The 22,515-nt window shown below is 52.3% G+C and carries 16 protein-coding genes, 1 tRNA gene and 1 pseudogene; 9 read left to right on the top strand and 9 right to left on the bottom strand.

Features of this window, described 5'->3' with window-relative positions; all coding sequences use genetic code 11:
* Both GEI7105_RS39985 and GEI7105_RS0116900 read left to right on the top strand, forming a co-directional pair.
* Positions 1 to 333 (top strand): annotated as a pseudogene (locus GEI7105_RS39985) (ISKra4 family transposase); the annotation flags it as partial.
* Positions 334 to 503: 170 nt separating this feature from the next.
* Entirely contained in the window at positions 504 to 1,334 is an 831-nt protein-coding gene (locus GEI7105_RS0116900) for an ABC transporter permease subunit (RefSeq protein ID WP_017661615.1), read from the top strand.
* A 67-nt stretch (positions 1,335 to 1,401) separates the two neighbouring features.
* Here GEI7105_RS0116900 and GEI7105_RS0116905 read toward each other — a convergent pair whose 3' ends face one another.
* Positions 1,402 to 3,048 carry a DUF3352 domain-containing protein gene (locus tag GEI7105_RS0116905; RefSeq protein WP_017661616.1) on the bottom strand — a complete coding sequence of 549 codons (1,647 nt, stop codon included), beginning with the start codon at positions 3,046 to 3,048 and terminating at the stop codon, positions 1,402 to 1,404.
* A gap of 169 nt (positions 3,049 to 3,217) precedes the next feature.
* Here GEI7105_RS0116905 and GEI7105_RS0116910 point away from each other — a divergent pair, with 169 nt between their 5' ends.
* A complete protein-coding gene (locus tag GEI7105_RS0116910) occupies positions 3,218 to 5,803 on the top strand; it encodes a M1 family metallopeptidase (protein ID WP_017661617.1) in 2,586 nt (861 codons plus the stop codon).
* Positions 5,804 to 5,924: 121 nt separating this feature from the next.
* On the opposite strand, the gene GEI7105_RS0116915 is transcribed toward GEI7105_RS0116910, so the two are convergent.
* Complete coding sequence (locus tag GEI7105_RS0116915) at positions 5,925 to 6,611, bottom strand: uracil-DNA glycosylase (protein WP_017661618.1); 687 nt, start codon at positions 6,609 to 6,611, stop codon at positions 5,925 to 5,927.
* A gap of 245 nt (positions 6,612 to 6,856) precedes the next feature.
* Between GEI7105_RS0116915 and GEI7105_RS0116925 the strand changes: the two genes are divergently transcribed.
* A complete protein-coding gene (locus GEI7105_RS0116925; RefSeq protein WP_035492559.1) occupies positions 6,857 to 7,159 on the top strand; it encodes a hypothetical protein in 303 nt (100 codons plus the stop codon).
* 566 nt (positions 7,160 to 7,725) lie between these two features.
* On the opposite strand, the gene GEI7105_RS0116940 is transcribed toward GEI7105_RS0116925, so the two are convergent.
* Positions 7,726 to 8,091 (bottom strand): VOC family protein, encoded by a 366-nt coding sequence (locus GEI7105_RS0116940; RefSeq protein WP_017661623.1) that lies wholly within the window; start codon positions 8,089 to 8,091, stop codon positions 7,726 to 7,728.
* A gap of 886 nt (positions 8,092 to 8,977) precedes the next feature.
* On the opposite strand from GEI7105_RS0116940, the gene dxs reads away from it, so the two are divergent.
* The gene (dxs, locus tag GEI7105_RS0116945; RefSeq protein ID WP_017661624.1) at positions 8,978 to 10,888 is read left to right on the top strand and encodes a 1-deoxy-D-xylulose-5-phosphate synthase; all 1,911 of its coding nucleotides are present in this window, start codon (positions 8,978 to 8,980) and stop codon (positions 10,886 to 10,888) included.
* A 142-nt stretch (positions 10,889 to 11,030) separates the two neighbouring features.
* On the opposite strand, the gene GEI7105_RS0116955 is transcribed toward dxs, so the two are convergent.
* A tRNA-Met gene (locus GEI7105_RS0116955) sits at positions 11,031 to 11,104 on the bottom strand.
* A gap of 811 nt (positions 11,105 to 11,915) precedes the next feature.
* Here GEI7105_RS0116955 and GEI7105_RS0116960 point away from each other — a divergent pair.
* The 4 genes from GEI7105_RS0116960 (at position 11,916) to GEI7105_RS0116975 (ending at position 15,947) form a co-directional block, all read left to right on the top strand.
* Positions 11,916 to 13,049, top strand: a complete 1,134-nt coding sequence (locus GEI7105_RS0116960; RefSeq protein WP_017661627.1) for a HetZ-related protein 2 — start codon at positions 11,916 to 11,918, stop codon at positions 13,047 to 13,049.
* Positions 13,050 to 13,236: 187 nt separating this feature from the next.
* Positions 13,237 to 14,160 carry a GspE/PulE/PilB domain-containing protein gene (locus GEI7105_RS0116965; RefSeq protein WP_017661628.1) on the top strand — a complete coding sequence of 308 codons (924 nt, stop codon included), beginning with the start codon at positions 13,237 to 13,239 and terminating at the stop codon, positions 14,158 to 14,160.
* Positions 14,161 to 14,351: 191 nt separating this feature from the next.
* On the top strand, positions 14,352 to 15,110 hold the full coding sequence (locus GEI7105_RS31015; RefSeq protein ID WP_144053845.1) for a FecR family protein: 759 nt from the start codon (positions 14,352 to 14,354) through the stop codon (positions 15,108 to 15,110).
* Positions 15,111 to 15,347: 237 nt separating this feature from the next.
* Positions 15,348 to 15,947 carry a TetR/AcrR family transcriptional regulator gene (locus tag GEI7105_RS0116975; protein WP_026097732.1) on the top strand — a complete coding sequence of 200 codons (600 nt, stop codon included), beginning with the start codon at positions 15,348 to 15,350 and terminating at the stop codon, positions 15,945 to 15,947.
* On the opposite strand, the gene GEI7105_RS0116980 is transcribed toward GEI7105_RS0116975, so the two are convergent.
* The 5 genes from GEI7105_RS0116980 to GEI7105_RS0117005 all read right to left on the bottom strand — a co-directional run bounded on the left by GEI7105_RS0116980 (position 15,944) and on the right by GEI7105_RS0117005 (position 22,488).
* Positions 15,944 to 16,744, bottom strand: a complete 801-nt coding sequence (locus GEI7105_RS0116980; protein WP_017661630.1) for an HAD-IIB family hydrolase — start codon at positions 16,742 to 16,744, stop codon at positions 15,944 to 15,946. The genes GEI7105_RS0116975 and GEI7105_RS0116980 overlap by 4 nt on opposite strands.
* A 194-nt stretch (positions 16,745 to 16,938) precedes the next feature.
* Complete coding sequence (locus tag GEI7105_RS0116985) at positions 16,939 to 17,592, bottom strand: M15 family metallopeptidase (RefSeq protein WP_017661631.1); 654 nt, start codon at positions 17,590 to 17,592, stop codon at positions 16,939 to 16,941.
* Positions 17,593 to 17,784: 192 nt separating this feature from the next.
* Entirely contained in the window at positions 17,785 to 18,624 is an 840-nt protein-coding gene (locus GEI7105_RS0116995) for a formylglycine-generating enzyme family protein (RefSeq protein ID WP_017661633.1), read from the bottom strand.
* A gap of 256 nt (positions 18,625 to 18,880) precedes the next feature.
* Complete coding sequence (locus GEI7105_RS39990) at positions 18,881 to 21,496, bottom strand: formylglycine-generating enzyme family protein (RefSeq protein WP_017661634.1); 2,616 nt, start codon at positions 21,494 to 21,496, stop codon at positions 18,881 to 18,883.
* Entirely contained in the window at positions 21,424 to 22,488 is a 1,065-nt protein-coding gene (locus GEI7105_RS0117005; RefSeq protein WP_017661635.1) for an AAA family ATPase, read from the bottom strand. Before GEI7105_RS0117005 ends, GEI7105_RS39990 begins: the two co-directional genes overlap by 73 nt.
* Positions 22,489 to 22,515 lie beyond the last annotated feature (27 nt).

The following is a 22,515-nucleotide window of genomic DNA, read 5'->3' on the forward strand; positions in this document are numbered from 1 at the left end:
TAGGGAAAGTGGGTGGGTCGCAGCAGCGTCTCGATGCCGTTGAAGCTTGTTTGTGGCGAGGTGATGTGGAGGGGTCGCTGGCTCAGTTCGAGGATTGGTCACACCCGCGCGTCACCAAGTTGGTGGCTTACGTGCAAAAAACATCGACACCGCATCGTCAACTACAGCTATTACCAGTGTGAAGGGATTTCTATCGGCTCTGGAGCCATTGAATCGACGGTCAAGCAGATTGGTCGGCGTCTCAAGATTTCCGGCGCTCAGTGGGAACGTCAGAACGTTCCACAAGTCCTCAAGCAACGCTGTGCTTATCTCAATGGAGACTTTTACGCCTAACACTTGCAAAACTGGGATGCACCCGGTTGGACTTCGGCAACGCTGCCGTCCATGAGTGGAGCGATCGCAAAAAACAATAACAGATTAATTCAGTTTAAAAACTCCGAATCTGATAAATTTAAATCGCCAATTCAAATTTGAAATGCACGTTTCCATTCAATTCATGAAAAATGATTCAAAAAACAAATAAAAAAACAATTTCATTTTATTTATTGCTGGTTATCATTGCTTTAGTGATGTTATTTCCAGTGCTGTGGTTGTTAAGTACGTCACTTAAATCGCCCCAGGAAAATATTTTTCAATTTCCTCCGCAATGGCTTCCCACAGAACCAACATTTGAGAATTTTAGAACCGTTTGGCAGTCGCAACCCTTCGGACGCTATCTATTGAATAGTACTGTTATTGCTGTTTTTACAGTTATTTTTAACTTACTATTTTGTTCTCTGGCAGCTTATCCCTTGGCGAGATTAAATTTTAAAGGAAAAGATTTTATTTTTGCCAGCATCGTCGCCACCATTATGATTCCTTTTCAAATCGTCATGGTTCCGCTCTACGTTTTAACAGTTCAATTAGGTTTAAAAAACACCTATTTTGGCGTTATGTTTCCCTATTTAGCTGGAGCTTTTGGGATTTTCCTATTAAGACAAGCCTTTTCCGGCGTGCCGAAAGAACTTGAAGAAGCTGCCCGAATGGACGGCTGTTCTGAATTAGGAATTTGGTGGTTTGTCATGGTTCCCGCCGTGCGTCCGGCGTTGGTGACGTTGGCAATTTTTACGTTTATTGGCTCTTGGGGCGATTTTCTCTGGCCGTTAATCGTCCTCGATCGCCCAGAATTCTATACCCTTCCCCTCGGCGTTGCGAGATTGGCGGGAACCTTTTCTCTCGATTGGCGGTTAATCGCAGCCGGTTCGATAATTTCGATCGCCCCAGTTTTGCTACTGTTCGCCTTCGTGCAACGCTACGTCATTTCCTCCAACATCGGAAGCGGGATCAAACAGTGAACGGGGAACGGGGAAGAGGGAACAATTACCACATCACGCAGCTTTAAGTCATCCCCTCTTCACCCCATCACGGATTCTCAACCACCAACGGAACGGCCACGTCCACAACCGCCGTCGTTTCGTTAGGCGACGATGACGCCGCCCCGATTCCGCGAATCGAGTTCAAGAGGGCGAGACTGTCTGGCGTGACGATTTCGTTGGCTTGGAGAGTGCGGGGATCGACGAGCTGTAACAGTTGCAGAACGTTGACGTACAGATAGCCTTCGTTGGCCTCGGGAAGCTGTTGTTGGATTTCTAGAAACGTTTCGTTTTGGGATAGGGGAGTTTCCGGCGGTGTCACGATCGCATCGACAATAGGACCGCCCAAGGCGATCGCCAAGGTGCGATCGTCGAGCCACCCATAACCGACGACCGTTTCCGGTTTCCCACCAAAAAACGGAACGTTCCACTCCGTCACCGTCACGTTGTTAGCTTGTCGAGAATCGAAGGACATCGGGAGCGGGAGATTCCGTTGCAAAATCGATCCCAACTTATCCATCGTCGCCTCAGCCGTTTTGCGATCGCTAGTTTCGACGACGATCGCCCCACCGAATCCGAGAGAGGCCAAAATCCCCTTTTCCGAAGGAATCAACCCGAACCCAAAGTCACCATCCATCACGCCGAACACCTCGCGATCGATATCCAAGCCGAAACTCGACGACGCCTCGCGAACGGTCGAGACGAACGTTTCCCCTTCTGGCGTCGCCGATGCGGTATCGACAAGCTGCGTCCACGAGCGATCGAGATCGCGACCTTCGGCTAACATCAACGTATTGTTGGGAAACCGCCGGGCCATCGTCCCCGATACTGACTCCAAAGACAGTTGAGGTCGATCGGCATCGAGGCGAACCATCACCCGACCGTGCAATCCCGTATCGGTGACGCCAACGCCCATCACCAAAGACTGGACCGCAGTTGTCGGCAGTTGCTCCGTCCCTTCCGTTCGGGCGAAATCTTGCAACGCTTCCAAGTCCGCGACGTAAACGCGGGCGAGAGGATCGTCTAAATTGATGCCCTGGCGCAACAATTTCGCCATTCCCGGTAACTTTGCAAACGAAGGTTCGCCGCGAAACGTATCGATCGAGGCTTTCACCAAATCTAAATCGTCAGAAATGGTCAAATAGTCTCCCAACACGGCCACGCTGTAAGACGAACCGCCCGGTTCTGTAATGCGAGAAATCGTCGTACCGCGATAATCGATATCCTCTAACTGCGTTCCTTCTTGTCCCTTGACGCGGTTCGCAAATCCCAACGCCTGTAACTTGTCCTTAATCCCCACCACTGTCAACAGTTCCGAGGACTCGCCCCCCGAGGCTTCGTCGGGAACCACCGCGATCGCCAAACTTCCCACCCAAGGTTTGAGATCGCGATTGAAATCGAGTTGCGTTCCCTCGAAAATTTCCTGTTGCCACGAGTCGATGGCTTGCCTCACGACGGCTTTCGCTTCGGACGTTCCGAACTGTTGCAACTTTCCCCAAGGGCGATCGTCGAGGGTTACGTAAGCGGTCATCACTGCCTCGTCGGGAATCGCTTCGGCACTGGCAAGCGGGGTCAAATGGCGGCCGCTACGCTCTCGAAGAATCCAGTACGCCGTCGCTCCCGTGGCTACGAGAACCATCGCCGCGATCGCGATCGAATATCCCAAACAGCCTTTTTTCTTAGAGGATTCCGTCATGAATGTAACGTCACGTGAAGAGTGAATCGAACGAATCAACTGAGAGTTCGAGCGAAATGACTGGGGAAGATCTCTCAACTTCCCCTAGCGATCGCCTCGCTTCAAGCTCGCTCTTTCGCTAGGATAACGTTCGTGGCTTCCTAATTGATTCGCCCCGACACCTAAGACTATGCCGAACGTTAAATTCGCCTGGGATAACAACGAGACCAATCGCTTCGAGTTACCGGGGGCGCGTCCCCACTATACGCCCGATCGCCCAGGACAAGTCGAACATATCTCCCTCGACCTCCACCTCAATTTTTCAAAACAGCGGTTTACGGGAACCTGTCAAATTCGCCTCAATCCCGTTCGCGACGGGATCGATCGTCTCACCCTCGATGCAGTCGGCCTCGCGATCGAAGAGGTCCTCGCCGATGGGGAACCGCAACCGTTCGACAGCGACGGCGAACAGCTCGCTATGCGTCTCGACACCCCCACCGTTGCCGATCGCCCCGTCCTCCTCGAGATTCGCTACCGCGTCGATCGCCCCCGTCGCGGCCTCTACTTCGTCGGTCCTACGGACAACGAACCGGACAAACCCGTTCAAGTTTGGACGCAGGGGGAAGACGAGGATTCCCGCTTCTGGTTTCCCTGCTTCGACTACCCCGGACAACTGGCGACCTCGGAAATTCGCGTCCGGGTTCCCAAAGACTTTCTCGCCATTTCCAACGGCGAACTCGTTTCGGCAGATCTCGACGGCGACGAAAAAATCTACCACTGGAAACAAGATCGGGTTCACCCGACGTACTTGATGACCCTAGCTGTGGGACGGTTCGCCGAAATTCGCGATGAGTGGAACGGAAAACCCATGACCTACTACGTCGAACGCGATCGCCTCGACGACGCCAAGCGTAGCATGGGAAAAACCCCGCGCATGGTGGACTATTTCAGCAAAGCCTTCGGGTATGCTTATCCGTTTCCTAAATACGCGCAAGTTTGCGTGGCAGACTTTATTTTCGGGGGCATGGAAAACACCTCCGCCACGCTGCTGACCGATCGCTGTTTGCTCGACGAACGGGCGGCGATCGACAACGATCGCACTGAAAGCCTCGTCGCCCACGAACTGGCTCACCAGTGGTTTGGCGATTTGGTCGTCATCAAACATTGGTCTCACGCCTGGATTAAGGAAGGAATGGCGTCTTACGCCGAGGTGTTGTGGACGGAATACGAATACGGCCTCGACGACGGGGCGTACTATCTCCTCAACGAAGCTCGCAGCTACCTCAGTGAAGACAAAACTCGCTATCGCCGTCCCATCGTCACCAACGTTTATCGCGAAGCCATCGAACTCTACGACAGCCATCTGTACGAGAAAGGAGCGTGCGTCTATCACATGATTCGGGCGGAGTTGGGCGACGAGTTGTTTTTTAAGGCGATCGCAACCTTTGTCAACGACAACGCCCACGACACCGTCGAAACGGTCGATCTGTTGCGGGCGATCGACAAAGCCACCGGACGCAACTTACAGTCTCTCTTCGACAGCTACGTTTTCCGAGGCGGACATCCCGATTTCCAAGTCAGCTATTCCTGGGACGGCGATCGCAACATCGCTAAAGTTACCGTCAAACAAACTCAGGCCAAATCGGGAAATACCATTTACGATCGCGATCTTTTCGAGTTGCAAGTTCCCATCGCCTTCGGCAGCGAAAACGGCATCGTCCAACGGTTCGCCGTGCGGGTCAACGAAGCCGAACAAAGCTTCTTTTTCGCCTTACCGGAAAAACCTGTTTTTGTGAGTTTTGACGCGGGAAACAACATCCTCAAAACTGTCAAACTTAAATATCCCACGCCCGAACTCGTCGCTCAGCTCAAATACGATCCCGACCCGATTTCGCGAATTTACGCGGCGGAGGCATTGGCGAAAGTGGGAAGTTTGGAGGCGGTAACGGCGTTGTCGAATGCGTTGCAGTCCGACGAGTTTTGGGGCGTGCGCGTCGAAGTCGCCAAGCAGTTGGCGAGCGTCAATTTAGACCAGGCGTTCGACGAGTTGCTTAAGGGTTTAGAAGATAAAGACGCTCGAGTTCGTCGCGCCGTTATCGACGGGTTGAGTAAAATTAAAACCCGCGCCAGTTACAAAGCGGTGAAGTCGGTGTTGAAAAAAGGGGACGCCAGTTATTACGTCGAAGCCTCGGCGGCCAAAGCCTTGGGTGCGATCGCCGCCAATCATCCCGACGCCAAACCGAAGGCTGAAAAAGCCATCGATCGCCTGAAGTGGGTGTTGGAAACCAAAGCGGGATGGAACGAGGTCGTCCGCTGTGGTGCGATCGCTGGATTGAGTCAGTTTACGACTTCTGAGGCTGCGGTTAATTTAATTTTGGATTATACTCAGCCCTCGGTTCCGCAGGCGTTGCGCTTGGCCGCCATTCGCGCTTTGGGGCCGGTGTCGGCCGGTCAGTCTCCGGCGGATCTCGAACGCATTTTAGCGCGGCTCGATCGCCTGGCCGGAGAAGAGTTTTTCTTGACGCAGCGATCGGTCGTGGTCGCGTTAGGGACGATGGAAACTCCGAAAGCCGTGGAGATTTTGAGCGCGATCGCCGAACGCACCGCCGACGGACGCATTACTCGGGTCGCCGAAGAAGCCGTCGAGAAGGTTCGGAAAAACATCGGATCGGACAAAGCCGTTAAGGAATTGCGTCGCGATCTCGAGAAAATGAAAAAACTCAACCGCGAACTCTTGAGTCGCCTCGAGGCGTTGGAAGCCAAGACCGACGCTTAATCGAGAGATTAGGGGATACGGGAGGTTTCACAACACGAACGGCTCGGTCGACAAGAGTAGCGAGGTTGCAACTGTTTGAAACCCGTTCTTTTCGGGCAAGACTCCGCTAGCGTCTTGGTTTTTAGCGCGATCGCAGTTCTTCGAGTTTTGCCTGGACTGCTTGCATATCTTGCCACATCAACCATTTGGGTTTACCTTTTTCCCGAGACGGGTTTCGCAACAAATAGGCGGGGTGGAAAATTGGCATACACAACCGGTTTTCCCACTCGAACCACTGACCGCGAATTTTGGTAATTCCCCGTTTTTCGTTGAGAACGGATTTGACCGCCACGGCTCCGGTTAGCAGGACGATCTTCGGATCGACGAGGCGGATCTGTTCGAGTAAGTACGGCTTGCAGGCTTCGATTTCGTCGGGGTTGGGGTTGCGGTTCTTGGGCGGACGACATTTGACGACGTTGCAGATGTAAATATCGTCTTCGCTACTCAAATTGACGGAGGCGAAAATCTTTTCGAGGAGTTCTCCCGATCGCCCCACGAACGGTAATCCCTTTTCGTCTTCGTGTTGTCCGGGGCCTTCTCCGATAACGACGAGATCGGCGGCGGGATTACCCCGACTGACAACGGCGTGAGTGCGCGTCGCGGCCAAGCCGCACCGCTGACACTGGTTGCAGTGATTTGCTAAGGCGTCGAGGTCGGGGTAGGTTCCTTGGGGAACGGGTACGCTGGCATCGGTAGGTATGGCGTTGAAGGAGGTCGTTGGGGGTTCGGGGTCGCCTCCAAACAGGCTCAGTTGTTCTTCGTTAGACATCGCAAAACCGCGCGCTTGACAGGGTCGATCCTATCGCGTTCTCGGGGAGTCAGTCAGGGGTGGCGGTGAATTCGCCGGGGCGGGCGATCGCCTGCGAGCGTTTTTCTCGAATTTGCTTTATCCTGAAAGGCAACGCCACTTTCGAGGTCGGAAAGTCTCGAGATGGCGATCGGTTTTGTTGAAAACGATGAATCGCTCGAACGCGCTTTTCGATTTGACTTGAGGGTTAGACGAGGAACGGTACGATGACGAGAATTTCAAGATTGGTTTGGGAAACCCTTTCCTTGGCGAGTCAGGAGCATCCACCTCGTTTTGTGGAACTGGTGATGTTGTCTTTGGCTGGCGTGATGCTCGTTTTGTGGGTGTTCGACGAGCGATGGCCGTATTTAGTTCTTAGTGCGAGTTACGTTCTCGGTTCGGCGGCGTCGATTTGGGTTCGAGAGTTGATTTCTCCCCATCGGGGCGATCGCAAGGTTCGTCTGTTGCAAGCGACTGCGATGTTAAGCCTCACGGGATTTCTCATGCTCTTGAGCTTGCAAGAAGTTTGAGCGTGGAGATTCAAGCGTTAACGGCGGCGGTGTTTAGGGCGATCGCGTTTGCAGTCAAGATCGTCAACTTTTTGGGTTTTTCTCTACAACAAACCTCCAAAATTTGCATTTTAAAAAGGTGATTTTACTCGATATAGCAACCCTAAGTCAGTTGTGTAATAAAATCGGGAATAGGGAATCGGATCTTTTCTGGTGTTTTAATTTTTGACGACTCATTTGGGACTGTTATAATTTGTTCAAAATTTAAATCACAGTTCGCTAAAGTCAAACACCTATTACAGCAGAATTTAAAGAGTTCAAAATATGAAGTAATACGGAATCTGTGTCCGACAAGCTAGGTTTTAAGAAGTCTTCACCACAGAGACACAGAGGACACAGAGAAAGACTTGTCTGACTGGGGCAAATCAGTGTTTGAGTCTTCGACTCCGCTCGGACTCAACGCTGAGCGGAGTCGAAGCGTTGAAATTCGGATTCCGTATGATTTAGGGTTGCTATAGTTAAAATATAAATCCAAAAATTTTTTAATTAAAGAAATATTTTTCTCGTATTTTTTGCGATTTAACACATTACCGTTTTTCATGTAAGATTAAACGATTGCCGTCGAGATCGTAAGCATAGATTTCGCGGCCGTGAGACGCCACTGTTATGTCTCCTGGTGGTGGATGACCTAAATCGTTTAAACGGGCGATCGCGTCTTCTAAATTGTCCACTTCGACACACAAACTCAATCCACTTCTCGCCGGATCGTCGAACTCGCAAAGATGCGTTTTTTGAGGTTTAAAAATTACAAGTTTCAACCCCGGCATCCAAAACTCAGCATATTTACCTAAGATTTGTGTTTTTGGAGAACAGTCGAACAGGTGAGCGTAAAACCCAACCATTTCGTCAACATTCAGACTCGCGATCGTCACGAAAATTTCAGAAATGTTCATCGTTCCTATTTGAATTTATACGAGCTTTACAATTCCAGTATTTTTACGGAGGCTAAAATCAAGCTTGTTTAAAGTTTATCGAACGACAGTGGCGATCGCGTTTCGACATCTCTATCCTGAAAGTAGGAAGTTCACCCACTCCCGACCTGTCACATCGAGAGACCCCGTCAGAGAAATGCCATCGATAACGCGATCGCTCTGGCAGTATCTTTTCCCCCGCTACAGTCGATGTAGCGATCGATGCCAGTAGACCCAGCGTCTTTGTACTTTGGCAGTCGTCTCACCGGCGAAGCTGACTTAAAGCCCTTGACCCAGAAATTGCCTGGGTAGCCACAAGCCGAATCGGGGTCTCCGCCGAAACTCGCGACTCAAGCGATTCCGCGATGTCGATCGCCTCGGTCGAAACTCCCGTAATTCAACCGTACCGACCCTAGCGGTGCGCTTACACCCCAACCGGAACTTTAACCTTCTCTTCGGACGAAACCCCAGGCTCGACTCGCGCTCGTCTCGCCAACCGACTCCAAGCGATCGTAGGATCGTCCGACCCACCTGTGAGTTTGGCTTCCGCCTCCCCTCAATCTCGACCTGAAGTGTAACCGACAGACAGCCTCACCCCACAACTCGCACGTCGCCGCTTCCTTCCCTAAGCCCTCTCGCGCAAAGCGTTCTACTCTTCCTCTCTCGACTCTCTCAATCCGTTGTCGTTAGTCATCCCCACCGCAAGCGGTGGGGTTTTCGTTGTGTTAAGGAACCGCCAGTTTCAGGCAAGCTTGTACTATTTTTAAGAATTAAGTCAAACTGAAATGAATAGGTTAAAAAAACTTAACCCCCTCTCCACCGGCGAACCGCCGCCTTTTACGACAAACGAACCAAGGTAATCTGACCTATGCATCTGAGTGAAATTACTCACCCGAACCAGCTAAAAGGGTTGTCAATTCACCAACTCGAAGAAATTGCCCGCCAAATTCGAGAAAAGCATTTACAAACCGTCGCCGCCAGTGGCGGACACCTCGGCCCCGGATTGGGGGTCGTCGAACTTACCCTCGGACTCTATCAAACCCTCGATCTCGATCGCGACAAAGTCGTCTGGGACGTCGGACACCAAGCCTACCCCCACAAACTCATCACCGGACGGTTCGATCGCTTCCATACCCTGCGCCAAAAAGACGGTGTCGCCGGATATCTCAAACGCTGCGAAAACCAATTCGACCACTTTGGCGCCGGTCACGCCTCCACCAGCATCTCCGCCGCCTTGGGGATGGCCTTAGCCCGAGACTTACAAGGCGATAACTACAAATGTGTCGCTGTCATTGGAGACGGGGCGTTGACCGGCGGAATGTCCCTCGAAGCCATCAACCACGCCGGACACCTCCCCAAAACCAACCTGTTGGTGGTTCTCAACGACAACGAAATGTCGATTTCGCCTAACGTCGGCGCGATTCCCCGCTACCTCAACAAAATGCGCCTCAGCGACCCCGTGCAGTTTCTGACCGACAATTTAGAAGAGCAATTCAAACACTTACCTTTTGTTGGAGAAACCTTCACCCCCGAAATGGAACGGGTCAAAGAAGGGATGAAACGCCTGGCCATCCCCAAAGTCGGCGCGGTCTTTGAAGAACTCGGCTTTACCTACATGGGCCCCGTTGACGGCCACAACCTCTCGGAACTGATCGAAACCTTTAACAAAGCACATCATATCGAAGGCCCCGTTCTGGTTCACGTGGCTACGGTTAAAGGAAAAGGTTACGAAATCGCCGAGAAAGACCAGGTTGGATATCACGCACAGAAACCGTTCGACTTGGCAACGGGGAAAGCGTATCCCTCCAAGAAACCCACTCCACCGAGTTACTCGAAAGTTTTCGCCCAAACCTTGGTCACGTTAGCGGAAGAAAACCCGAAAATCGTGGGCATTACCGCCGCCATGGCCACGGGAACTGGGTTAGAAAAACTGCAAGCCAAGTTGCCAAAGCAGTATATCGACGTTGGGATTGCCGAACAACACGCTGTGACCTTGGCGGCGGGATTGGCTTGTGAGGGAATGCGTCCGGTGGTCGCCATTTACTCGACGTTCCTACAACGGGCGTTCGACCAAATTATTCACGATGTTTGTATTCAAAATCTCCCCGTGTTCTTCTGTATGGATCGGGCGGGAATTGTGGGTGCAGACGGTCCGACTCACCAAGGAATGTACGATATCGCCTATCTGCGCTGCATTCCCAACATCACGATTATGGCACCGAAGGACGAGGCGGAACTACAGCGAATGTTAGTCACGGGAGTCGAGTACACCGAAGGTCCGATCGCCATGCGCTATCCTCGCGGTAGCGGTTACGGTGCGCCGTTGATGGAAGAAGGCTGGGAACCCATCGAAATTGGCAAAGGTGAAGTGTTGCGCCGTGGCGACGACGTGTTACTCGTCGGGTACGGAACGATGGTCAATCCGGCGTTGCAGGTTGCCGAAATTCTCAGCGAACACGGGATCGAAGCCACGGTGGTCAACGCACGGTTCGTCAAGCCGTTGGATATGGAGACGATCGCGCCGCTGGCACAACGTATCGGTAAAGTCGTCACCCTCGAAGAAGGTTGTTTGATGGGCGGTTTCGGTTCGGCGATCGTCGAAGCGTTGATGGACGAAGATGTGGTGGTCCCGGTGAAACGATTGGGAATTCCCGACAAACTCGTCGACCACGCGAAACCGGACGAGTCGAAAGCGGATCTGGGGTTAACGCCACCTCAAATGGCTGAGACGATTCGGAAATCGTTTTTCAGCGAGTCGAAGTCTACTGTTAACGTGTAGGGTTCGAGGCGATCGGGTGGGTTTCGGCTCGCCCGATCGCGATAAGGCTTCGAGACTTGCTGTCGAGATCCAGGCCGAACTCTACAGCCTCAAATCAGCTCGATCGCCCATCGGGGTGGTTTTGTATGTTGTGGGTTAGAAGTGGCTCGGGTCGGACTTGAACCGACGACCTTGGGCTTATGAGTCCCCTGCTCTGACCAGCTGAGCTACCAAGCCATGTTTTTCTCAGGCATTTACCACTATAACAGATTTTTTCGGGTTGTGAAGGGAAATCCTTAAATGTAAATTTAGTTTAAGTTATGGTTTTCATAACAGAGAATTATGTTAGCTTAAATATCGAACACTGTAGAGCGAAAAAAACAGCAAGCTTCGCTCGAATCGGGAGAGAGACAATAGTTCAGTGTTCGCCCCAACTGGTTGTCTCATCGCTGATGTTCTCCAGCCTGTACCGCCGCTAATGAGTGGTACGCCCGCCGCACAGTGCGGAGTTAAACCATACCTGAAGTCCGGAAAGACCAGACGATGCAGGATATCGATATTGGAGCCAACAGCGATCGCGTGTAAACCTTATCGTCAGATAACGTTACTGTTTGGTTTATTGCTGGACCCTTTTTTTCCGACCGCCCGAATCTTCGGGGTGGCACTAGAAAACAAACCTATCTCAACAACGGGTCTGGTGCTGATTCGGTTGCTCCCCAAAGAAAGCCCGCCTTCAATGCTATAGAACTGGAGTTACTCGATTTGTCAAGCTTTGGCAGCGGGGTGGGCTAGGGGAGGACACAGGCTGTACGGCATCCCTTCCGTACAAAGTCAAATATTCTCGCTCGGAAGACGTGAAGATGGAGCGTCGCCGAGAAGCTGAAACTATCGAATTTGTTTGAAAAGTCTATCGCTTGTTTCCTAAGAGCCTGGCTGTCGCAGCTAGGCTCGTCGCGTTGTGGGAGGAAATTGCCAAAACTGAAAATCGCGATCGCGATCGCAATAGGATAAAAAAAGAAGCGTACAGCAGAGAAAGGAACCAAACCTGATGGGGAGAGCGGAAGCGTTAGCGCGTCAGTGGCGATCGCGCCTCGAGCGAGAACATCCCGAACGATCGAGCCAAACCTACAGCGGTATCGTGTGTTGGTTGCTCGGAAGCGATCGCGATCGCCTCGACGAGTTCGACGAGTCCCGACGCCAAATCGCCGAACAGTCGATGGAATTTCGTTACGACATCCTCCGTCAGCGATATCTCAACGTATCCCCCGAAGCGGGCTATCGCCATCTCGTGCGACGCTTGGGAAGCCTCGTCTTGCTGAGAAACAAAATTCGTACGTGGGTCGCCCTCAGTCGAGACCGACGGCGTACCGTGGTGGACGTGGTACAAGAGGTCGTTCAAGAAATGCTCGACAGCGATCGCTACCTGCGCCGAGAAATGGAACGCATCGCCACCTGTACCGACGAATCCCGTTTACGAAACGCCCTCGTCCTGGCCAGCTTAGAAGAATACTGTTTGCGTCCGGTACGCAACCAACCCCTGCTGGTGTATCGCTTCGTCAACTACCTGCGGCGATCGCAACGGGGCGGACTCACACAAGTTCCCACCGTCGAACTGATCCGTCTCGTCTCCGCCGAAGTCGCCCCGTCCGACAGCGACGATACCGTCAACCTCATCGACGCCCAAACCCTAAACCAATACGACAGCGATCGCGCCTGGGAAGAACAGCAAACCCTGCGAGACCTCGTCGCCCGAGAATTCGCCCAGTACCTCGAAGACAACGTCAGTCCTCTCGCCGCCCGATGGCTCGCCCTGTACCTCCAAGGATACTCACAAGACAACATCGCCAAACAGCTCGACGTTCCGGTCAGAGACATCTACCGACTGCGCGAAAAAGTCAGCTACCACGCCATTCGCGTCTTTACCCTCAAACAATCTCCCGAACTCGTGGCCAGTTGGCTGAAGATCTCACTACAAGACCACCAATTAGGTTTGACCCCCAGCGAGTGGCGACAATTCCGCGATCGCCTCACTCCCCAACAGCAACAGATCCTCGAGCGCCTCAAAGACGGCGAGACCCCCGAGCGTATCGCCGAAGCCCTCGATTTAAAAAGCAGTCAAGTCATGGGAGAGTGGAGCAAACTCTATCTGAGCGCCCAACAAATCCGTAATTCTACGGAATGACGCGATGTCAGAAACCGAAATCGAACCTAAGATAAGAATAGCTTCGTAGCTCGATGTTTTGCGCCGTACGTGCCTCTCGTAACGCGGTGCGATCGAGCGAGCTTGCTTGAGCTATCGAGGAGTCATCGGTGTGCGTCTGTCCCAGCTTGGAGGGCTTACCCTCCGTGAATTCTCGTATGAGATTTTCATGAACTCCGATTGGATTTTCAACTCGATCGACAAACTCATCCCGTTTGAAGTTTGTCTGTACCATCAAGTCGTTCCGCTCTCAATGGAAGGGAGTCGCATCTACCTAGGAATGGTCGATCCCGACGACACCGCTGCTCTCGAGTACCTGCGCCAACTCCTGAGCTATCTCAACTGTTCGATCGTACCTCGGAGTATGGCAGCCCGCGAACACCAAGCCATTCTCTCGGCGTATCTCAACCACACCACCGACAGCACCCCCGACACCTCCACGGTGCAACGCGACAGCAAGTCCGTTACTGAAGAGGAAGCCCCAGAAGTGCCTAAGATCGAGATAAAAGCGCGATATCTCGCCAGTCCCGTAAGCGTTCTCGCCACGCTTGCGCCAGCTCAAATCGTCCCCGAACTCCTCGCACGAGTTTTGATGGGGGGAATCGGACGGTTGCACTTCGCCCGTCAAGCCGAAAGCGGACGCATTTTGTGGAGTCAAGATGGCGTTCCCCAATCGGTACTCGATCGCCTACCCCTCGAAATTTTTCAAAGTATTATCAACGAGCTGAAACGATTTGCAGACTTACCCCTGCTTCCCGTTCGCCAACAAAAAGAGGTCGAACTCGAACGGCTGTATAACAGTACGCGGGTGTTGCTCAAACTGCGAGTCATGCGCGGAGACTACGGTGAGGAAGCCACGTTACAAGTCTTGCGCGGAGCGGCGCTCAAGTTTTACAACCAGCAAAAACTGATCGATCTCAGTCAAGAAGTTCTCCTGACCGCACAAACCCTGCAAAAAAAGCTCGAAGAAATTCGCAACGCCTACGAACGTAACCCAAACTTATCTCACAAAACCTTAGAAGTGTTACCGGCGTTAACGCAAGTTCTCGAACGCGTCGAAGCAGAAATGGCGACCCTACGCGATCGCACCTGAGCGTCGCCAATAGATGTTCGACCCGCGCCCAACGGCGATCGCCTTTTAAAATTCGAGTATATTGAAGTTTGGAGCTTTTGCGAAACCCGTGCGTTCGTATTCGATAGCTCGACCCTACAAACTCTTTAAAGTGACCGAAAATCGGGGTGCAGCGCGATCGCGTTCAGGAGTTAAACTTACCCATGTCATCGATGCAACGTTTGTTTTTACACTACAGACATCGTCTCTTTATCTTATTGTTGGCCGCCTTAACGGCCGTCGTCGTGGCCGTTCCCCATTTTTCCGCCACCGCTCAAATCACCCAAGCCACGATCGTCGAAATTCTCGATAGCGACGAAGTGTTTGTCGAAGAAGAAAAAGCCGCCGTCGATAGCATCGCCGATTTCGGACAAAACGTTCATACAGAAGACGCTCGAGCGGGACTGGTATTTATCAACGACCTCGCAGTCGGACGGTTGGGGGAAGATTCTTCCGTCATCGTCGGTCAGTGCGTCGAAGTTCAGAACGGACAACTCATCGCCAGCGGTCCGGTCAATGGCTGTCTGTCGGGATTTCTCGTCGACGTGCGCGGTACGATTTTTATTGTCGATGCCGACGACAATAAGGGAAACTTTAAAGTATTAGAAGGAAATATCCAGGTTCGCAACCCAGACCGGGGACAAGAGATCGAAGTCGGTCAGTTGCAGCAACTCGGACGCCTCGATCGCGACGAACCGGAAGTGAGTCGGATCGACTTTGAAGATTTGGTTAAAATTTTAGCAGGCGCGTTTTTCCGAGGATTTGAAGTTCGCCTTCCGAACGAAGAAAAGTTAATTGCAATTTGCAATGAAGAGCGAATTCGTCTTATCCAAGAAGCTGGAGACGCCGGGCCGATCGTGGCGTCTCGTTTGCCCCAATGTCCGACAGAATTGGGTGTTCGTGTCGAACCGCCAGTTCGCCTTCCCTTTTAATATACTGTAGGTCGAGGGATACGGGTGAGATATTTGTCTCCTATACCCGTATTCTCGATCCGTAACGTATCGCGCTTATCGCGACAAAAACGGAATATCAGATCGGACGTAGTTTAAAGTCATTTTCACGTTGAAGTCAGTGTCAAAATGTCTACTTTATTGATTTTTTAGTCGAGTTTTTGTCTCGACTCTTCAATTCTCGAGACACCTGTTGTTTTTTTAAATAAGTTTTTCGCTATGGCACGCTATAAAGAATTCGATCGAGAAGACATACTTGAAAAAGCGATGCAAACTTTTTGGCAATATGGATATGAAGGGACTTCTATTCAAATTCTCGTCAAGAGTACGGGAATTCATCGTGGAAGCTTGTACGATACGTTTGGCGATAAGCGATCGCTTTTTTGTGAAGTTTTAGAGTATTACAACAAAACGATCGTCGGTTCGGCGCTCGAGCGTTTAGAAAATCCCAATTCTTCTTGGAGCGATCTGGTCGATTTTTTTAATAGAATCATTGAATTTAGTCTTTCAGATCGAGAGTGTAAAGGCTGTTTGCTCGTAAATTCAGCGATCGAATTTTGCCCTAACGATTCAGAAATTTCTCGATCAATTCGCGCTCAATTTAAACGAATAGAGCGAGCGTTTTATAACACCTTAAACAACGCAAAAAATAGAGGTGAAATCCCTAGATCGAGAGATGTTTATACCTTGGCTAAATATTTAACTTGTAGCTTAAAAGGATTGCGTGTTACTGCCAAAATCGATCCGACTCGAGACTCTTTAGAACGAGTTCAAAAATCGATTTTAGCGACGTTACAAACCCAAGCGATCGCCCCTTAAAGTATCGACGTTACAACGCTCGCCCATCCCTGACAACCGTGAGTCGGGGCGACTTCCCAACCGCGATCGCTCAATTGGGGATGGGGACGTCCTAGCATATCGGGAACGACGATCGCGCGATCGACCGTTTCCAGAAGTTCCAAATCGTTAGGGCTGTTTCCCAACCCCACCGTCACCAATTCTTCTGTATTGCGACGAAAGCGATCGATGAGCCAGCGCACCGCCTTTCCTTTCCCCGCATTTTTACCAATTAAATGAGAAAAGCGATCGCCGACGACGACACGATAGCCCACGCTGGCCACCACTTCCTCGAGGGTTTTCGGATAGAGGTCTTTCGGTGTCACGAACGGTTCCGTAAAATCGCGCGTTTTGGCGCGTTCGGCATCTTCGAGAGACAATCCCGTTAATTCCACCACCTCATCGGGACTCAAATCGCCGAAGCCGCGAAGTTCCTCGCCCAAACGAGTCGCCACCTTCATTAACTGTTGTCGGGCTTCCGAATAGGTCGAGCCGAAACGTTTGAGGTTATATCCTTCCCAAGTATCCGTATCGGAAACATCGAAGCGATCGTCTCCTCGCGCCACGAACACCCCGCTTCCGTTTTCCACGATAAAGGGATCGTTCGATCCGATTTGTCGGCGCAACAGTTCCACTTCCGCCCGAGTTTTACTCGTCACGGGAATTACGGGAATTTTGCGATTTTTCAACTCTTGCAACACCGGAAGCGCCGCATCGTAACGATAATCCTCAGAGTTGAGGAGCGTTCCGTCGAGGTCGGTAAAAACGATAAAAGCCATAATGTTTGGTAATACACTCACAAATTAAGATCGAAATTTAAAAATTTGAAGAAACGCCGCACCCCATCATCCCATCACCTCATCATCCCATGCTGGTCGGTTGGCGGTGTACATGGGCGGTGCGTGACGGAGCGATCGCTCTCAGGATTTACACCCGATTTTTCAAGTCACGCACCCTACGGCTCCCTTGCTCTTCATCTCACCATCTCCCGCGCCGTCGCAAATGTGGTTTGACTGTCTGCATCGCCCACCCAACGCCAATGCCAGGGTTCGTAACTGACACAGGGATGCGTGCGGGGAAACGACATTTCAAACCCGTATTCTTCAGCGTGGATGATGAGCCACAATCCCGCCATCGACATTTCAAAATGAGGGTGAAGGTCGTATTCTGGGGCGTTGGCGTCGCCGATATCGATCGCGTATCCCGTGTGATGTTCGCTATGTCCCGGCGGTGCGGAGACTCGCGCCCGTTCGGAGAGCGTTTGTCCCCGTTGGCTGGCGCCGCCGAAAAACAAGCCGTGTTGCGTGGAGCGATCGCGAAATCCCGACAGCGGAACCAACTGCACCCCCTCGCGGGCGGCCGCTTGCTGCATCGCCCGGAAACTGGCGGCGGCGGGAGCGCGTAAATATTGACCGTTTCCCACGGATACGAGATCCCGTTGGGATGCTTCGGGATAGGGAAAATGGCCGTAGGCGGCGGCGGTTGAAGTCGCCGCACAGTCTAATTTCGGTTTCGCCGGAGGACTTGACATAACATCCGTCTGTTGAGCGGTGGCGATCGATGGGGATAGTCCCAAAACCGAGATGAGAGCAACCGTCGTCTGACAGGCGCGATCGATCCAAGCCATAATTGTTCGTCCGACTCGTTTGGGGTCATTTTACTGGATTGGGGCAACCTTCGCGATGCCATACTCGAGCTGTCATGGTCGGGTTGGATTTCGAGAATATTGAATATTTAGTCAATATTCGTTTAAAAAAAATTTGACTCGCCTAACAGCGAGAGCAGAAGAGTAAAAAGAAAAGTGCCAAGGGCAAAAGTGCTAGAGAGTCCTCGCCACGCCACAGGCAACGCGAAACCCGATAAGGCTGCCGACGTCACCGGGAGCGCCCCCGTCGCGATACGCAGAGCGACAGTACCTCGGAAGGTTGAACCAGGAACCACCGCGCAGGACTTTTCGAGTTTCTGTACGATTATCTTTTTCGACCCAAGCACTGCCATCTCTGGGTGCTTCGTTATAATTCTCGTGCCAATCGTCCTCACACCACTCCCAAACGTTTCCGTGCATATCGTACAGTCCGAATCCATTGGCCGGAAAACTGCCAACTTCCGTCGTTTCTTTTCGATATTTTCCTTCAACTCCCTCGCCATATGTATATTTACCGTTGTAGTTAGCCAGTGCGGTGGTTAGCGTTTCTCCAAAATGGAACGGCGTTTGAGTTCCCGCTCGACAGGCGTATTCCCATTCCGCTTCGCTGGGGAGTCGATAGTCTCGTCCCGTGTGTCTAGACAAACGCCGACAAAATTCTACGGCATGAAGCCAGGAGACTTGTTCGACGGGTCGGTTGTCTCCTTTAAATCGTGAAGGATAGGATTCGAGGTCGATTTCGACCTTTGGAAATGCTGTTACGGCTCGCCATTGTGCTTGAGTAACGGGATACGTTCCCAGAAAAAACTGTGGGACTCGCACGGGGTGTTGAGGCCCCTCGCGATCTCGTCGTTCCAGTTCGTTTTCAGGCGATCCCATCAGAAATTCCCCTGCGGGAATCAGCGTCATCTCCAAGCTGACCCCGTTTCCCAAGGGTTCGGCGAAGCATTGCACTTCACTGAAACGGTAGCCGACAATGACTCTAGACTTGGGAGAAGTATCGCTGGCTTGCATGGGTTTTTCGTACTTACGTCTGAGGGGAATAATTTTGAAATCGTTCGATTTCCTAGAATAAATTTATGATTTCTTGGAAGTCGATTTAAAATGGGAACGTACCATTTAATTAAATCGTATGTTTTTTGAATAATTGGCAGCTCGTCCATCGATTTTCTAGACTCAATTTTCTAAAAAAAATTCGACTCGCCTAACGGCGAGATCGGAAAGGGAAAAGAGAAAAGTGCCAAGGGCAAAAGTGCTAAAGGGCAAAGGGTTAGAGAGTCCTCGCCACGCCACAGGCAACGCGAAACCCGACATTGATGCCGACGAAACCGGGATCGTTCCAGCCGCGATACGCAGAGCGACAGTCCCCCGGATTGAGGTACCAGGAACCCCCGCGCAGGACTTTTTCAGTTTCTGTACGGTTATCATTTTCGATCCAAGCACTGCCGTCTTTTGGAGCTTCATTGTAATTCCCGTGCCGATCGTCCTCGCACCACTCCCAAACGTTTCCGTGCATATCGAACAGTCCAAACTCATTCCCCGGAAAACTTCCAACTTCTGTGGTTTCTGTACGATAAATCCCTTTCGGCCCTTGACCGTAAGAGCCAGACCAATTGTATTCTTTATCATCTGTACCCCGATAGTTTGCGAGATCGGTGGTTATCGTTTCTCCAAAATGGAACGGCGTTTGAGTTCCGGCTCGACAAGCGTATTCCCATTCCGCTTCACTAGGGAGTCGATAGTCTCGCCCCGTGTGTTTGGACAAACGCTGACAAAATTCTACGGCATCGAGCCAGGAGACTTTTTCGGCGGGGCGGTTCTCTCCTTTAAAGTTTGCGGGATTGGGTTCGAGGTCGCGATCGATCCTGGGCAATTCAGCCACGGCTTTCCACTGCGCCTGCGTCACGGGATATTTCCCCATGAAGAATGCAGGTACGGCCACGTCGTGCTGCGGTCGTTCGGAGTCAAGACTTTCCTCTTCGTCTTCAGGCGCTCCCATAGTGAAGTTTCCTTCCGGAACGTACACCATTTCGAGTTCTACACCGTCGCCTAATTCTTCCGAAAAGCTCCACGATCGCTGACGACGGCGATTAATTTTCACCTCCGATCGAGATTCCACTAAGCCTGTTATCGTATCGACCATTTCGATCGCAACCCTTGCCGTCTCAAACACGAACTCACGGACGACGGTAACAGTTGCGATTTCAAACCTACGGGAGTACAGTTGCAACCGTTCGGAGCTATCCGCACCGGACGGCGAGGTGATGGGTCGTTCGACCTGCCGGGCCAGTTCGGCATAATCGCCACCGAGACGGTACAACACCTCTGTCGCAATACGGGCAAAGGGCAGGACATACCGTTGAACGGTCGGATCGCTGCCATTGCGATGGGGTAAGGTCAGCAACGCCGTAAAACTGCGGATCGACAGTCCCAGTTGTTGCGCGACGTACTGCGACACGATTTCCAAAACTTCCTCGGTTTTCAACATGGGAACCGTATCGATGAGTAACGGTCTGGCACCCTCGAAAAAGTCGTATTGACAGAGTGCGCCGCTTTCGGTTTCCAGTTCCTCGAGGAGTCCGCTGGCAAAGACTTCTGCGATATGCCCCTGTCGAGCCTCCGGTAACAGGGTCTCCCGCAACAAGTCAATGACGGGCAAACTGACCGGAACCGCCGCCATCAAACCAGCCAAACGCCGCGCGGTTTGAGATGCCGTGGCCAGAAATCTCGCGACCTTCTCTTCAACGGATAAAGATGCTTGCGCGTCGAGAGTTTGCGCCCACTCCCCGACAAACGACAGATCGAACACGCGGCCCGGCGTCCGCGCGTTACCCGATCCCGCCACCACTCGCGACCACACCTGGAGCGCGTCGGCATCGATCGTCACGACGGGAACGGTGAGCGTCGGGGCGTTGGCGAGTTTGCGTTGTTTTCGCCTCGTCAACCCAGTCACGTCTAACAGCAGGTTCGGCAACCCCGGAGACGAGGCACTGAGTCGCACCGGAAATCCGAATTTGAGGGCGCTACTCGTCCAGAGCCGTTCCGGGAGCAATTGCAACAGGGTCAGCGGCCCGGCTTCAGACCATGCTTGGAGAACGGGATAAATTGCGCCGCCATGCCACAGGTCTGAGGTACAGTCGCTGACGAGCAGAATCAAACGCCGTCCTGCCGGATCGAGGAGTTCTTTGGGACTGCGGGGACGTTGGCGAGCCAGTTTGAGGTTCCAGCGAGGATACAGTTGGATCGAGCCGTCGCCATCTGCGCCGAGTTGCCAAGTGGTGGCAGTCCGAAACGCCCCCTGATATTCGACCAGTCTTTGGAATTCGGCGATCGATCGCTCCCAAACGAACGTGGTTTTCGAGGCGTCCACCACCAACGCCAAGTCTAACCACCGTTCGGCGGCCGGTTGCTGGATGGGAAACCAAAGGTCACTTTCGGCAATTCGCGACACCGTCGCGTCTTCGTCGAGGATGGTTCGGACGCGAGACGGCACTTTCCGCATCAGGGGACGAATGGCCCGGGCCAGTTCCAGCGGCGTCCGCAAGGCTGGTGCGGCCGGTGCAGCAAACGAAACGCCGTCGGAGGAGGCTTTGCGCCGGGAAATTGAGGCGGTAGACTCGTCGGGATAGACATCCACCTGGGGGGGTTCTGTCGTTCGGCCATCGTCGGAGATGTCCTCGTCGCGATCGATCTCGACAATCGGGTTGTCGTTCTCCGTAGAGGTTTGCGTGGAGGGTTGCGACGTTGAAGGCGAGACGGCTTCGATCTGTGCCGCCAGCCAAAGCACGTCGGCCAGTTCTTCCGCGTTCAGGTCTAATCCCGCTCGCTGGAGTCGTTCGGCGAACTGTCCGATTTTAGATCTTCGAGGCTGCTGAGATGCTTCCACAGGCGATTCACTAATCGATCTCGATCGTTGTCTGTCGGTGCGCCCTCTTGCGTCACCAAATATAAGGCATTGAGGAGTTGGTCGGTGGCTAAGTCACCTTTGGTTCGATCTTGGCGTTTTTCGAGAAAGCGTTTGAGAAAGCGATCGATTAACGCTTGCGATCGCTTCACCATATCCGACCCCAGATGTGCTTCGACAATAAGCCGAAGACGATCTTCCTCTGGCTCTTGCATCGTCATGCGGATGCAGCGACGCAGAAACGGAGGCGGAAAATCCCGTTCGCCGTTGCTGGTCAGAATCACGAAGGGAAATTCGCTACACCGCACCCGACCTTTGGCGATCGTCGCTTCTCTATCCCGATAGGTGAGGGGTTCGTTTTCGTCTTTGTACGCCGTCCGAACGGTCACTTTGTCGATAATTTTCTCCAGTCGCACCAGTTCGGGAATTTCAAACTCGCCTTCCTCGAACACGTACAGCAAATCGTTGGGTAAATCGATATCGCTTTTATCGATTTCATCGACGAGCAGAACGCGGGGCTTGTCAGATTCTAACAACGCAGTCCCCAAAGGTCCCAACCTGATGTAATTTCCAATGTTGGCGAACTCTTCTTTTTTGGTTTGTTCGCCACCTTCGCCGGGTTCCTTCCGTTGGCGTGCGTCTTGCAAGCGAGCGATCGCGTCGTAGACGTACAACCCGTCTTTCAACGTCGTGCGCGTTGTAATCGGCCAGTACAGCACCTCACCGAGTTTCAGTTCGCGAGCGACTGCATACGCCAGAGAAGACTTTCCCGTTCCCGGTTTTCCTGTCACCAATAGCGGCCGTCTTAGGTAAAGTGCGGCGTTTACCAACTCGATTTCTTCAGGACGCGCTTGAAACGTCTCGCCTCGATTTTGCTTGCGGCGATCGGCTTGTCGCCAACTGGGAGGTTTCGGTAATTTCGAGATACCGTTGTGGGGATTGCCACTCCCTTGAAAAATCTTCCAATCGCTCATAGTTGTTACCGTATGAATTAGTATGAA

It is taken from the genome of Baaleninema simplex PCC 7105, assembly GCF_000332355.1.
In the GTDB taxonomy this organism is placed as follows: Bacteria; Cyanobacteriota; Cyanobacteriia; order Cyanobacteriales; family Geitlerinemataceae; genus Baaleninema; species Baaleninema simplex.